Source organism: Gordonia sp. UBA7599, from assembly GCA_002477755.1.
In the GTDB taxonomy this organism is placed as follows: domain Bacteria; phylum Actinomycetota; class Actinomycetes; order Mycobacteriales; family Mycobacteriaceae; genus Gordonia.
In genome coordinates this window covers 21,315-34,787 of sequence record DLKD01000064.1, presented here as the reverse complement: position 1 = coordinate 34,787, position 13,473 = coordinate 21,315, and the positions used below count along the sequence as shown (strand labels likewise).

Sequence of the window (13,473 nt, the reverse complement as noted above, 5' to 3'; positions counted from 1 at the left end):
TGCCGTCGCCGGCGACGTCGTCAGTCTTCTTGGCGACTTCCTTGACGAGCTCGGCACCGATCTTCTCGTAGGGGTCCTCCAGCTCGATCTCCTTGGCGATGGAAACACCATCGTTGGTGATCGTGGGGGCGCCCCACTTCTTCTCCAGGACGACGTTGCGGCCCTTGGGGCCCAACGTCACCTTGACTGCGTCGGCGAGGCTGTTGAGACCCCGCTCGAGGCCGCGACGGGCCTCCTCGTCGAACGCGATTTGCTTGGCCATGGGTAAGTGATCCTCCGATTGGGGGTGACACTAGGATTCAAGGGTCGGACCCGGTGCCCGCGACGGACGACCGGCGTGTCAACGACCGGTCTCACCGCTCCGACCTAGCACTCAAGGTCTTAGAGTGCCAACACCGTTTTAGCACTCTCCCCTTGAGAGTGCAAGGCCGCCCTCTGGCTCGGAAACCACCACAAACGGCACCGGCTGGCCCCAGCTTCTTACCCGTGCGAAACACTGATGTAGTCGCGCCGCGCGACCGCGGCGACTAGCCTGCCCGCAGTAAAGGGCGTTTCGGCCCGGTGACGCCATGTGCCACGACCGCCGAACGGACCACCGATAGACGGAGGAACCACTCGATGACAGTGCCCGACCGGCTGACCGCCGCGGGGAGGCGAAGCCCCGGCGCCACGCGTCGCCCATGGTTCGCACGTGTCGCCCTCACGCTCTTGTTCACCATGGTCGCGGGGGTGTTGGCCGGGTTGGCCGGCACCGTCGCCACCGCGGCGCCAAAGACCCCCACATCGAAGACCGCGCCGAAACCGGCGCCGCAAGAGGACACCGTCCGCGCCTTCGGCGTCCTGCGCGACGGGACCAAGCGCCTGTCCGACGTCAAGGTCGAGGCCCGCAACGACGCCGGGAAAACCGTCGGCAAGGCCAAGTCGTCGGACACCGGGGCCTGGGAGATCAACCTCGTGCCCGGCAACTACACCGTTGTCCTGGACAAAGGCACGCTCCCAAGCGGCGTCGAAGTCCAGGAGTCCGAGATCAAGGTGACCCTCACCGAGGGCAGCGACCGGCCGGTCCTCTTCTCCTTCGGCGCCAAACGCGCCAGTGCCGACATCTCATCGGCGGCGAAACTGACCCGCCTGGCCATCGACGGCATCCGGTTCGGCCTCATCATCGCCATCACCGGCGTCGGGCTGAGCCTGATCTTCGGCACCACCGGCCTCACCAACTTCGCCCACGGCGAGCTGGTCACCCTCGGCGCCGTGATCGCCTGGGCGATCAACGTCAAACTCGGCCTGCAGCTGATCCCCGCGACGGTGCTCGCCATCGTCGCCGGCGTCGGTATCGGCATCCTCAACGAACTCGGCATCTGGCGGCCCCTTCGACGACGGGGAGTCGGCCTCGTGGCGATGCTCGTCGTGTCGATCGGGTTGGGGCTGATCCTGCGCTATCTGATCCTCATCTTCTTCTCCGACCGCTCCAAGCCGTTCGACGACTATCAGATCCGCAAGCAGATCGGCTCCGGCGCCTTCGCCATCACGCCGGTGAACCTGTGGTGCATCATCATCAGCCTGGTGACGATCCTGGCCGTCGCGGTCATGTTGCAGAAGACACGCATCGGCAAGGCGATGCGCGCGGTCGCCGACAACCGCGACCTCGCCGCGTCGTCGGGGATCAACGTCGACCGCGTGATCCTGTTGGTGTGGGCACTGGCCGGCGGCCTGGCCGCCCTGGGCGGCGTGCTCTTCGCCGTGTCCGAGCTGGGCGGCCGCGTCCAGTGGGAGATGGGCTTCAAGCTCCTGCTCCTCATGTTCGCCGGCATCACCCTGGGCGGGCTTGGCAATGCGTACGGCGCCCTGCTGGGCTGCGTCATCGTCGGCCTCGTCGTCCAGATCTCCACCTTCTGGATCAGCCCCGACCTCAAGTACGTCGGCGGACTGCTGATCCTGATCGTCGTACTGACCATCCGCCCGCAGGGCATTCTCGGCTCACGAGCAAGGATCGGCTGACATGGACCTCATCGCTGCCCTTCAAATCGCGCTCGCGCAGCTCGTCGGCCCGTCGGCGATCTTCTACGCGCTGTTGGCCATCGGCCTGAACCTGCACTTCGGCTACGCCGGCCTGCTCAACTTCGGCCAGATCGGCTTCGCGCTGCTCGGCGGCTACGGCGTCGGCATCATGGCCGTCAACTACGACCAGCCGCTGTGGCTTGGCGCCATCGTCGGTATCGCCGCCGCAGCAGTCCTAGCGACGGTGCTGGGCCTGCCGACACTGCGGCTGCGGGCCGACTATCTCGCGATCGTCACCATCGCGACGTCGGAGATCCTGCGACTGGTGTTCCGCTCGACGTCGTCGGACAAGATCACCCACTCGACCAACGGCATCTTCGACTACGCGTCGGGGTTCTACGCCGCCAGCCCCTTCGACAACGGCAAGCAGTATTCGTTCCTCGGAGTGAAGTTCCAGGGCACCGACCTGTGGTCGATGCTCATCGGCTGGTCCATCGTCGCCGTGCTGTGCCTGCTGGTCTACCTCCTGGCCCGCAGCCCCTGGGGCCGCGTCCTGCGGGCTGTCCGCGAGGACGAGGACGCTGCCCGAGCCCTGGGCAAGAACGCCTACTCCTTCAAGATGCAGGCCCTGATCCTGGGCGGGTGCATCGGCGCCCTCGGTGGCGTGTTCAACGCGCTGGCCACCCAGTCGGTCAACCCCGACTTCTACTCCACCGCCCAGACGTTCTTCGCCTACGGCGCACTGATCCTCGGCGGTGCGGCGACCGTGTTCGGGCCGGTGTTGGGCGCCATGCTGTTCTGGTTCCTCCTGGCCATCCCCGACGCGCTGCTGCGCCAGGCCACGTCGGGCGCCGACCCCCTGCTGGACCTGTCCAGCCAACAGGTCGGTGCCATCCGCTACGTCATCCTCGGGCTCGCGATCATCCTGATGATGGTGTTCCGGCCGCAGGGATTGATCGGCAACAAGCGAGAGGTGCAACTCAGTGTCTGATCCAACCCCGCCCAATCCCACGTTGCCCGACGCGGCCCCGGCGCGGACCGATGCGGCCGCCGCGCTGTCCGCGGCGCAGCGCGCGCACATCTTCTCGTCGATCCAACCCGTCCCGGGCGTCGCCAAGCCCGACCCGATCATCGTCGTCGACGACATCACCCGCACCTTCGGCGGCCTCACCGCCGTCGCCGTCGACCACCTGGAGATCCAGCGCGGCGCCATCACCGGCCTCATCGGGCCCAATGGCGCGGGCAAGACGACGTTCTTCAACCTCATCACCGGATTCGACCGCCCTGATTCAGGCACCTGCCGACTCGACGGCAAGCCGCTGGGCCGCATGGTCCCCCACCAGGTCGCGCGCCACGGCATGGTCCGCACCTTCCAGCTGACCAAGGCACTGTCCAAGCTGACCGTCCTGGACAACGTGCGTCTGGGCGCCCGCCACCAACTCGGCGAGCACTTCCTGGCCGCACTCGCACCCTGGACGTGGCGCAAGCAGGAGGCGGCGATCACCGAGCGGGCCAACGAGATGCTCGTCCGGTTCAAGCTCGACGCCAAGGCCGACGATCTCGCCGGGTCGCTCTCGGGCGGGCAGCGCAAGCTCCTCGAGATGGCACGCGCACTGATGACCGACCCCAAGATCGTGATGCTCGACGAGCCGATGGCCGGCGTGAACCCCGCGCTGACGCAAAGCCTGCTCGAACACATCAAGGGCATCCGCGACGACGGGGTGTCGGTGGTCTTCGTCGAGCACGACATGGACGTCATCCGCGACATCAGCGACTGGGTCGTCGTCATGGCCCAGGGCCAGGTCATCGCCGAGACCCTGCCCGGGCGGCTCTCCGAGAACGACGCGGTCATCGACGCCTACCTCGGATCGCATCACGACCAGCGCCTCGAATTCGACGAGCACGGGCGGCCGGTCGGGGCGACGGCCGCCCTCGCCCAGGAGGTCGAGAGCGCCATCGAGGCCGACCTGGCCGCCGGCGGGGACCTCAGCGAGGCGCCAGACCTGCCGGCACCGAACCCGAAGGGCCACCAGTGAACTCACCGAACATCACGCGATCCCTCACCCCGGCACAGCGCGCGGCCACCCCGGAGGAGCACCGCCGCCTCGCCGAGGGCGCCCTGATGCGCGCCGACGACATCACCGCCGGATACCTGCCCGGCATCAACATCCTCGAGGACTGCAACTTCTTCCTCAACGAGGGTGAGATCGTCGGCATCATCGGGCCCAACGGGGCCGGCAAGTCGACCCTGCTGAAAACCCTGTTCGGGCTCATCCCGGTGCGCAAGGGATCGGTCACGCTGCGCGGCGAGGACATCACGTCGGCCAAGGCGCACGTCCTGGTCAACAAGGGTGTCGGCTACGTGCCGCAGACGCAGAACGTCTTCGCCGCGCTCACCATCGAGGAGAACCTCGAGATGGGCGCCTACCTGCGCCCCAAGGAGTTCCGCACCCGGTTCGACTTCGTCTCCGAGCTGTTCCCGCTGTTGAGTGAACGCCGGAAGGTGAAAGCCGGCGCACTCTCAGGCGGCGAGCGCCAGATGGTGGCCATGGGCCGCGCCCTGATGATGGACCCGTCGGTGCTGTTGCTCGACGAGCCGTCGGCCGGGCTGTCACCGATGTTCCAGGACGAGGTGTTCATCCGCTGCAAGGAGATCAACGGCACCGGCGTCTCGATCATCATGGTCGAGCAGAACGCCCGGCGCTGCCTGCAGATCTGCGACCGCGGCTACGTTTTGGACCAGGGCCGCAACGCCTACACCGACACCGGGGCCAATCTCGCCGTCGACCCGATGGTCGTCGAGCTCTACCTCGGCACGCTGGCGGGCAGCTCGGAGAAATAGCCACCGCGAAATACTCACAGGCACACCAACAGTCGGGCCGCAGGGATTCCTCCCTGCGGCCCCGACTGGGTTTAGTTGCTCAGCGCGTCGTCACTGGGCTTGCACGACGACGAACTTCGGGTCGCCGAGCTTGTTGTCCTTGCCGAACTCGCGGACGCTGTAGGACCCCTTGGTCGGGTCGCCAGCGGCGTTGAGCGCAAGGTTGCCCGTCGGACCCTTGTAGGCGACCGCCTTGCCCTCGTCGAGCAGTGCGAGGCACGCCTTGAACGTCGTGCACTCGGTGCCACCGGTGGTGACCGCGACGATGTTCGCCGCAATACCCTTGCCGTTGGTCGACTTGGCCTTCGACGCGGCGAGCGCGGAGATCACGACGGCGTCGTAGCTCTCACCGGCGTAGTTGAAGTCGATCAACTTGGGGTCGACCTTCTTCAGACGGGCGCGGAACTTGTCGCCGACGTCGGTCTCGGGCGTCGTGCCCTTCATTCCCTTGAGCAGACCGGGCCCGGTGGCCTCGCCGAGCGCGTTGCCCATATTGCCGTCCGTGCCGTACACCATGACGCCGTCACTGGGACCGATGCCGACCTCGTGCATGCGAGTGATGATCTTCGAGGTCTCCTCGAAGCCGATGACCGCGACCCCGTCCGGCTTGAAGTCCTTGATCTGGTCGATCTCGGCGTTGAACGACTGGGCGTTCGGGTCGTAGATGATCGTCTGGATCTGGTCGGCGGGAATGCCACCGGCCTCAAGGTTCTTCTTGGTGTTCGCGGCCAGGCCCGTGCCGTACGGGTCGTTGAGCGCGAGGATGGAAACGCGCTGCACACCGTCGGCGGCCATCGTCTGCGCGAGCGCCTGGCTCTGCAGCGTGTCCGGCGGCGCCGTGCGGAAGTACATCCCCTGGTCCTTGTAGCAGGTGAACTGGTCGGAGGTGTTGGCCGGCGAGAACATCACCGCACCGGCCGAGGCGATCTTGTCGAGCACCTTCAACGACACAGCCGAGGAGGCCGCGCCGACGATGACCTGGGTGCCGGCGGCGAGTTCGCGGTCGACAGTCGCGCTGGCGGTGTCGGTGGTGGTGTCGCCGGAGTCACCGGTCGTCAGCTTCACCGGCTTGCCCAACACACCGCCGTTGGCGTTGATCTCATTGACCGCGAGCTTCACACCGGCCGCCATCGGCGGGCCGAGGAAGGCGAGGCTGCCGGTCTCGGGGAGCAGTGTCCCGATGTTGAGGGGGTCCGTGCTGACCGGACCGGGGGCGGCCACGACGGCCTGCGTCGGATCGCAGGACTCGGCAGCCTTGTCGGAGTCCGAACCCGAACTGCAGCCGGCGAGTGCCATCGCTGCGGCCGCGGCAACGGCTACCGCGCCGTTTCGTGCCAAACGAAAGGACATCAACTCTCTCCTTGTGTCATGACAGACCGCGGCGCGCGTTTCACCACGCAATGAACCGCGTTCGTCTGTGGACAAACTAGCGGGGCCGTGTTGCTGCCACGTAAAAGAACGTGAAACTCACCGGCGGTCTGTTCGCCGCGATCCTGTGGATCAGTCCTGGATGCGGGCGAAGGGGCGCAGCGCCTCGAGCTCGTAGGCGAGTTCGAGCAGCGTCTGTTCCTGGCCCAGGTAGGCCGCGAACTGCATGCCGATCGGCAGGCCGTCCCGGGTCTGTCCGAGCGGCAGGCTGATCGCGGGGGTGCCGGAGGTGTTGTTCGCCGGGGTGAAGGCGACGTAACGGATGAGGCGGTCGAGGAGCTCGTCGAAGTCGGCGGCGGGGTCCAAGTACCCGATCTCCGGTGTCGCGTGGGCCAGCGTCGGGGTGAAGACGACGTCGAAGCGGTCGAAGAGGCTCCCCAACTGGCCGGTCGCCTTGCGCAGGCCGCGCAGGGCACCGGGCGCCCCCCACACCCGCCGCGCGAACTTGCGCGAGAGGGCGCGGGTGAACGGGTCGAGTTGTGACCGGTCGAAGCCGCTGCTGATGACGCGCTTGCCGAAGTGGTCGATGGAGAACGCGAGCAGCGCCCAGTACCCGAGGAAGTCGTCGACGTAGCGGCGGTCGATCGGCAGCGGCACCCGGTCGATGTGGTGGCCCTGGGCGGCCAGCAGCTCGGCGACGTCCTCCATCACGAGCGACGTGTCCGGGTCCAGCAGCTGTCCGGTGATCGGCTCGCTGATCAGCGCGATCCGCAGTCGACGCCGACTCGGTCCCTCCACCAGGCCCAGGGCCGGCATGCCGTTGGCGGGGGCGTGACGCTGGGAGTCGGCGAGGAAGTACGCCGTGTCGCGGACGGTCCGGGTGACCACCCCGTTGGAGATCAGGTCGATGGGCATGCCCGCCGCCTCGGCCGACTTGGCCACCCGGTCACGGGTCGGCTTGAGCCCCACGAGGCCGCAACAAGCGGCCGGAATCCGGATCGAGCCGCCACCGTCGTTGGCGTGCGCGATCGGCAGGGCGCCCGCGGCGACCAGCGCCGCGGATCCGCCCGACGACGCGCCCGCGGAGTAGTCGGTGTTCCACGGATTGCGCGTCGGGGGACGGTCCACATATTCGGTGGACGCGGTCAGACCGAAGGCCGGCAGGGTCGTCGCACCGAGGATGTTGACGCCGGTCGCGAGCAACTGGTCGGTGAACGGCTCGTTGTGCCCGGCGGGAATCGGCGGCACCGCCGCCGATCCGTGTTGCGTGGGGATCCCCGCGAAGTGCGTGTTGTTCTTGATCATGGACGGCACGCCGCGCAGCAGCCCGTCGGGCAGGTCACCGTTCGCGGCTCGGGCGAGCCCGCGCTCCCGGTCGTCCTGCGCCACCGCGGACAACTGCGGCTCGACTGCGTCGATCCGCGCCAGCGCGGCACGGGCGGCTTCTTCCGCCGAGAACTGCCCTGCTTTAATCGCCTCGGCGACGCCCACTGCGTCCAAATCGCCCAGGCAATCGTCGTCGAACGCACTGACTTTGCTCATGGCAGCCGACGCTACACGGACGGCCTGGAGCGATCGGTGCGGTTCCGACCAACGACGAACACAACCGGAGTATCAAAGAACCATGCACCTGAAACCATCCGCCGAAGAGGTCGCGTTCCGCGAAGAGATGCGCACCTTTTTCACCACGCAGATTCCCGCCGACATCCGTGAGCGCGCCGCCGACGGGCACGGCGACTTCCCGTCCGACATGGTGACCACCATGCGGATCCTCAACGAGGCGGGTCTGTGCGTCCCGAACTGGCCGGTCGAGTGGGGCGGACGTGACTGGACCCCCATCCAGCACCACATCTGGCGCGAGGAGATGGCGCTGGCCTCGGTCCCCGAGCCGCTGGCCTTCAACGCCGCCATGGTCGGCCCGGTCATCGCCGAGTTCGGCACCCAGGAGCAGAAGGAGCGGTTCCTGCCGCCGACCGCCAACTGCGACATCTGGTGGTGCCAGGGATTCTCCGAGCCGGAGGCCGGCTCCGACCTCGCCTCGCTGAAGACCAAAGCCGTCCGCGACGGCGATGAGTGGGTCGTCAACGGCCAGAAGACGTGGACGACGCTGGGCCAGTACGCGGATTGGATCTTCGCCCTCGTCCGCACCAACCCCGACGCCCCCAAGCGTCAAGCCGGCATCAGCTTCCTGGTCATCGAGATGAACTCACCCGGCATCGAGGTCCGCCCGATCCAGCTCATCGACGGTGGCTACGAGGTCAACGAGGTCTTCTTCAACGACGTGCGCGTCCCGGCCGATCAACTCATCGGCGAGGAGAACGCCGGCTGGTCGTACGGGAAGTTCCTCCTGGGCAACGAGCGCACCGGGGTCGCCCGTGTCGGCAACACCAAGCTGGCCCTCTCCACGGCGAAGAAGCTCGCCGCCGAGACGAAGACGGTCGACGGGACGCTGCTCGACGACCCGCTCTTCGCGGCCCGGATCGCTGAGCTGGAGAACGAGCTCCTCGCGCTGGAACTGACCCAGCTGCGCGTCGTCGCCTCCTCGGCCGACGGCAAGCCGAACCCGGCGTCGAGTCTGCTGAAGCTGCGCGGCAGCGAACTCCAGCAGGCCGCCACCGAGATCCTCACCGACATCGCCGGCCCCAATTCGCTGGCTGTTGCGCCGCCCGACCCAGCGGCAGCCAATGGCACCGCCGACATCACCGCCCCGGCGTGGGCACAGCGGTCGGTCCCGCACTACCTCAACTACCGCAAGGTCTCGATCTACAGCGGTAGCTCCGAGGTCCAGCGCCAAATCATCGACAAAGCCGTCCTCGGCCTCTGAGGGAGCACTCACACACCATGGACTTCGAACTCAACGACGAACAGGTCATGCTGCGCGACACCGTGCGCGACCTGCTGACCAAGACCTACGACATCGAGACGCTGCGCGCGGTCACCGACACCGAACGGGGCTGGGACCCCAAGGTGTGGCAGGCGCTCGCCGAGATCGGCATCCTCGGCCTCACCATCGACGAGGAAGACGGCGGCATGGGCGCCGGCCCGGTCGAGCTGAGCGCAGTGCTCGGCGAGATCGGCCGCACCCTCGCGCCCGAGCCCTACTTGAACGGGGTCGTCGTCCCCGCTGCGCTCATCTCCGACACCGCCGATGGGCCGGTTCGCGCAGAACTCCTCGGCGGACTGGCCTCGGGTGAACTCCTGGCTGCCTTCGCCCACACCGAGGCCGGCGACCGCTGGCCGTATGCCGCCGTCGCCACGACGGCATCGGGCGACGGTGAGGAAGTCACGCTCACCGGCACCAAGACCGAGGTTCTCGCCGGTGACAGCGCCGACAAACTCGTCGTCTCCGCGCGCAACGGGGCCGGCAACGCCGGGCTCTACGTCGTCGACGCCGACGCGCAGGGCGTGTCGCGCACCCCGTTCCGGACCCACGACCGCCGGCGCGGCGCGCAAATCACCTTCGACGGTGCCCCGGCCCTGCGGCTGACCGCCGACGCGGAGGCGGCGATCGCACGGACCGAGGTGCTCACGCAAACCGCACTGTGCGCCGAGGCCGTCGGCGCGATGGGGCGAGCACTGGAGCTGACCGTCGGGTACTTGAAGACGCGCCAGCAGTTCGGTGTGACGCTGTCGACTTTTGAGGCGCTCACCCACCGCGCGGCCGACATGTACGTACTGCTGGAACTGGCGAGCAGCCTCAGCGTGTACGCGACGGCGACGCTGGCCGACGGTATTGCCGACGAGATCGTCGCGTCCCGCGCGAAACTGCAGATCTGCCGGTCGGCCCGCGAGATCGGCCAAGAGTCGATCCAGATGCACGGCGGCATCGGGATGACCGTCGAATATCCCGTCGGCCACTACGTCAGCCGGCTCACCGCGATCTCGCACACCCTCGGGGACGCGGAGGCACACCTGACCCGGCTGGCCAAGTCGGTCACCGATTGGGACATGGTGTCGATAGGCTGAGCGCATGAAGAGCCTGCTGCTGAACAACCTCGCCGATATCGCGGCCTACGGCCTTGTCGGGATCGGGGTATTGATCCTCGCCTATCTCGCCGTCGACGTGGTCACACCGGGCCGCCTGCGGGACCTGCTCTGGCGCGATGGCAATCAGAACGCGGTGATCCTGACGACGGGGTTCCTGGTCTCGGTCGGCGTCGTCTATGCCGCGAGCGCCCGCGCCGGCCTCATGACCGAGTACCTGTGGCAAGGATTGTTGTTCGCCCTGTTGTACTCGATCGTGGCCATCGCCCTCATGTGCTTCTCGTACGTGCTGATCGACTGGTTGACGCCGGGACGCCTGGGCGAGTTGCTGCTGAGCGGCAACAGTGCCGTCGTGTGGGTCAACGTAGTGGTCTTCGTTACCCTCGGCGTCTCCGTCGGCGCGACCCTCTAGCCCGTGTCATAGGCTGACGGATCGTGGCCAGACGCCCGAGTTCCCCCGACCATCCGCAGCCGACGGGTTTGCGCCACCTGCGCGACCTCGCCCAACAGACCATTCCGCCCTTGCATCCGGCGGGTCTGCCCTTTGTGGCCGGTGGCGCCGCCGTGGCCCTCGTGGCCCGTCGGCGCCCGTGGGTCGCACGGCCCGCGTGGGCTCTCACCGCGGCGTGCGCCGCCTTCTTCCGCCACCCCGGCCGCGTCCCGCCGACGCGCCCCGGTGTGGTGGTCGCTGCCGCCGACGGTGAGGTCGCCCTCGTCGACACTGCCGTCCCCCCGCCCGAGCTGGGACTGGGCAGCGATCCCCTACCGCGTGTCTCGACGTTCCTGTCCGTCTTCGACGTCCACGTCCAGCGCGTCCCCGTTTCGGGCACCGTGACGGCGCTACAGCACACCCCCGGCGCGTTCCTCTCCGCCGATCTCCCCGAGGCCAGCAGCGACAACGAACGGACCGCCATGACCATTCGAACCGAGTCGGGCGCGCAAGTGGGCGTCGTTCAGATTGCGGGCCTCATCGCCCGGCGCATCGTCAACAACGCCGCCGTCGGGCAGCAGCTACACATCGGCGACACGTACGGCCTGATCCGATTCGGGTCGCGCGTGGACGTCTACCTCCCCGCTGGGACGCCCACGCCGGTGCTGGTCGGCCAGCGCACCGTCGGCGCCGAGACCGTGATCGCGGAGCTGTCATGAGCCACGTCGCGGGAATCCGACGGTCCCGCGGAGGATCGCGTCGACGGTCGGGCCCGGCATCGGCGGATGCGGCACGCTCGGCGAAACTGGTCATCCCCTCGGCACTGACCATCTTCGCCGTTTGCGCTGGGCTCACCGCGGTGAAACTGGCAGCCGAGGGCCGCGTGGATCTCGCACTTGTCCTGGTGGTGAGCGCTGCCGCACTCGACGGCGTCGACGGCCGCATCGCGCGGATGATCCACGCCACCTCGAAGATCGGCGCCGAACTCGACTCGCTGGCCGACGCGATCAACTTTGGCGTCGTACCCGCGCTGATCCTGGCAAGCGTCCTCCTGAAGGGCCATGACCTGGGGTGGGCCATCGTCCTGGTCTACTGCTGCGCGATCATCCTGCGGCTGGCGCGGTTCAACACCCTCAACGACGACGAGAACGCCCCCGGCTACTACCGCGACTTCTTCGTCGGCGTGCCCGCGCCGGCGGCCGCGCTGATCGCACTGGGCCCCGTCGGTTTGCACGAGGGTCTGGGCGACGGTTGGTGGAGCTCACTCCCGGTGGTCGGCGGCTGGACGCTGCTGGCGGCGTTCCTTGCGATCAGCCGCATTCCGACGTCGTCACTCAAGGCCACGACAAAGCTCTCGCGCTCTGCACTGGCCCCGGCCCTGATCTTGGTGGCGGGGGCCGCCGCGCTGCTGGTCACCTATCCGTACACGCTGATGACGCTGCTCATTGCCGCCTACCTCGCCCACATCCCGTTCGCCTGGTGGGCGAACCGATGGGTCGAGGCACGTCCGGAGCACTGGGACTCACTGCCGTCGGAGCGGCGGTCCTACCGGCGCATGACGAGCAAGCGCCGGCCGAGCCTGCGCAAGTCTCAAGCGCGCCTGGGACTGCGCCGCCCACCCACTGGGAAATAACCCCCCGGGGGGTTATGATTGCGGTATGGAGTTCACCATCGCCGCCGACCTGCCCCTCCCCTACGACGAAGCGGTCACCGCCGTGCGCGCCGGCCTCGCCGACGCCGGTTTCGGCGTGCTCACCGAGATCGACATCAAGGCAACCCTGAAGAAGAAGCTCGACGTCGACGTCGAGCCCAAGATCATCCTCGGCGCCTGCCAGCCCGCTTTCGCCCACGCCGCCCTGCAGGCCGACCCGCGCGTCGCCGCGATCATGCCGTGCAACGTCGTGGTCTCCGCTGACGGCGAGGCGCGCAGCCACATCGAGATCCTCGACCCCGCGACGATGGAGGAGTTCACCGGTACCGCCGAGCTGGGCCCCATCGCCGCGACGGCACGACAGCGCCTCACCGAGATGCTCGAGAAGCTGGTGGCGTGATGCAGCTCCCCGCCGACGAGCTCAAGCCGGTCCTCACCCGTCTGCGCCGTGCACACGGACACCTCGCCTCGGTCATCCGCATGCTGGAAGAGGGCGCCGAATGCGAGGACGCGCTGACGCAGCTCGCCGCCGTCGACAAGGCGATCGCCCGCAGCGGTTACTCGCTGGTGGCCACCGGTTTGCAGCACTGCATGCGCACCGAGGGGCCCGACAACGTCGACCAGGCCAAGCTTGAGCGCCTCTTCCTCTCGCTGGCCTGAGTCCGGTCAGGTCAGGTGACGCTGACCTGGTAGAACACCGAGTTCGGACCACCCGCGGCGCGCGGCGAGCTGGCGACGGTGACCCAGTAGGTCTCGCGATCGTGCTTTTTCGACAGGATCACCGTGCGCGTGCCGCCGTCCCCGGTCCGGCTGGACTCGGTGTACCCGTCCTTCACCAGCTTTGACACAGCCGCGTCGAACACGTTGGGGCCGCCGTACTCGCCCTGCACCGTCAGCGACCACCCCTCGGCGCGCGTACCCGTCGCCTGAGTCAGCCGACCGTCGAGCAACGGAACCTGATCGCGTGGGAAGTCCGCGGGCAGCGACACATCGCCGACCGGCCCCGACGGATCCGACGAGTCACAAGACACCACGAGCCCGCCCAGCACGACGACCAGGGCGAGCAGAAGACCTAAAGGAAAACGGGCCATACCTGCAACGGTAGGGTAAGAACCGCGGGTGACTCGCAAATGACACCCCGCCGATGACCGAAGTAGACCG

At 67.8% G+C, this 13,473-nt stretch carries 15 protein-coding genes; 11 read left to right on the top strand and 4 right to left on the bottom strand.

The features are described from left to right. A partial coding sequence (locus B4L26_RS08480; protein ID WP_290717956.1) for a TCP-1/cpn60 chaperonin family protein occupies positions 1-262 on the bottom strand: 262 nt, incomplete at its 3' end. Positions 263-618: 356 nt separating this feature from the next. On the opposite strand from B4L26_RS08480, the gene B4L26_RS08475 reads away from it, so the two are divergent. Genes B4L26_RS08475 through B4L26_RS08460 form a run of 4 tightly spaced genes read left to right on the top strand, consistent with a single transcriptional unit; the run spans position 619 to position 4,840 of the window. Beyond that, entirely contained in the window at positions 619-1,998 is a 1,380-nt protein-coding gene (locus B4L26_RS08475) for a branched-chain amino acid ABC transporter permease (protein ID WP_409563501.1), read from the top strand. A gap of 1 nt (position 1,999) precedes the next feature. Continuing rightward, complete coding sequence (locus B4L26_RS08470) at positions 2,000-2,989, top strand: branched-chain amino acid ABC transporter permease (protein ID WP_290717954.1); 990 nt, start codon at positions 2,000-2,002, stop codon at positions 2,987-2,989. Further along, positions 2,982-4,034 (top strand): ABC transporter ATP-binding protein, encoded by a 1,053-nt coding sequence (locus tag B4L26_RS08465; protein ID WP_409563502.1) that lies wholly within the window; start codon positions 2,982-2,984, stop codon positions 4,032-4,034. Before B4L26_RS08470 ends, B4L26_RS08465 begins: the two co-directional genes overlap by 8 nt. Continuing rightward, positions 4,031-4,840, top strand: a complete 810-nt coding sequence (locus B4L26_RS08460) for an ABC transporter ATP-binding protein (protein ID WP_290717952.1) — start codon at positions 4,031-4,033, stop codon at positions 4,838-4,840. The genes B4L26_RS08465 and B4L26_RS08460 overlap by 4 nt, the downstream gene beginning before the upstream one ends. A gap of 90 nt (positions 4,841-4,930) precedes the next feature. Here B4L26_RS08460 and B4L26_RS08455 read toward each other — a convergent pair whose 3' ends face one another. Together B4L26_RS08455 and B4L26_RS08450 are read right to left on the bottom strand one after the other, a co-directional pair. Continuing rightward, complete coding sequence (locus tag B4L26_RS08455; protein ID WP_290717950.1) at positions 4,931-6,229, bottom strand: ABC transporter substrate-binding protein; 1,299 nt, start codon at positions 6,227-6,229, stop codon at positions 4,931-4,933. 150 nt (positions 6,230-6,379) lie between these two features. Continuing rightward, entirely contained in the window at positions 6,380-7,789 is a 1,410-nt protein-coding gene (locus tag B4L26_RS08450) for an amidase (RefSeq protein WP_290717948.1), read from the bottom strand. A gap of 82 nt (positions 7,790-7,871) precedes the next feature. Between B4L26_RS08450 and B4L26_RS08445 the strand changes: the two genes are divergently transcribed. Genes B4L26_RS08445 through B4L26_RS08415 form a run of 7 tightly spaced genes read left to right on the top strand, consistent with a single transcriptional unit; the run spans position 7,872 to position 12,972 of the window. Further along, entirely contained in the window at positions 7,872-9,071 is a 1,200-nt protein-coding gene (locus tag B4L26_RS08445) for an acyl-CoA dehydrogenase family protein (protein ID WP_290717946.1), read from the top strand. A 17-nt stretch (positions 9,072-9,088) separates the two neighbouring features. Beyond that, positions 9,089-10,213: an acyl-CoA dehydrogenase family protein gene (locus B4L26_RS08440; protein ID WP_290717944.1), complete on the top strand. Its 1,125-nt coding sequence runs from the start codon at positions 9,089-9,091 to the stop codon at positions 10,211-10,213. 4 nt (positions 10,214-10,217) lie between these two features. After that, on the top strand, positions 10,218-10,643 hold the full coding sequence (locus tag B4L26_RS08435; protein WP_290717942.1) for a DUF350 domain-containing protein: 426 nt from the start codon (positions 10,218-10,220) through the stop codon (positions 10,641-10,643). A gap of 23 nt (positions 10,644-10,666) precedes the next feature. Further along, complete coding sequence (locus tag B4L26_RS08430; RefSeq protein WP_290717940.1) at positions 10,667-11,380, top strand: phosphatidylserine decarboxylase; 714 nt, start codon at positions 10,667-10,669, stop codon at positions 11,378-11,380. After that, positions 11,377-12,294, top strand: coding sequence for a CDP-alcohol phosphatidyltransferase family protein (locus tag B4L26_RS08425; protein ID WP_290717938.1), 918 nt, complete (start codon positions 11,377-11,379; stop codon positions 12,292-12,294). Before B4L26_RS08430 ends, B4L26_RS08425 begins: the two co-directional genes overlap by 4 nt. A 25-nt stretch (positions 12,295-12,319) precedes the next feature. Beyond that, positions 12,320-12,712: a DUF302 domain-containing protein gene (locus B4L26_RS08420; RefSeq protein WP_290717936.1), complete on the top strand. Its 393-nt coding sequence runs from the start codon at positions 12,320-12,322 to the stop codon at positions 12,710-12,712. Next, positions 12,712-12,972: a metal-sensitive transcriptional regulator gene (locus B4L26_RS08415; protein WP_290717964.1), complete on the top strand. Its 261-nt coding sequence runs from the start codon at positions 12,712-12,714 to the stop codon at positions 12,970-12,972. Before B4L26_RS08420 ends, B4L26_RS08415 begins: the two co-directional genes overlap by 1 nt. 11 nt (positions 12,973-12,983) lie before the next feature. Here the strand turns inward: B4L26_RS08415 and B4L26_RS08410 are convergent, their stop codons facing one another. After that, positions 12,984-13,403 carry a hypothetical protein gene (locus B4L26_RS08410; RefSeq protein ID WP_290717934.1) on the bottom strand — a complete coding sequence of 140 codons (420 nt, stop codon included), beginning with the start codon at positions 13,401-13,403 and terminating at the stop codon, positions 12,984-12,986. Positions 13,404-13,473 lie beyond the last annotated feature (70 nt).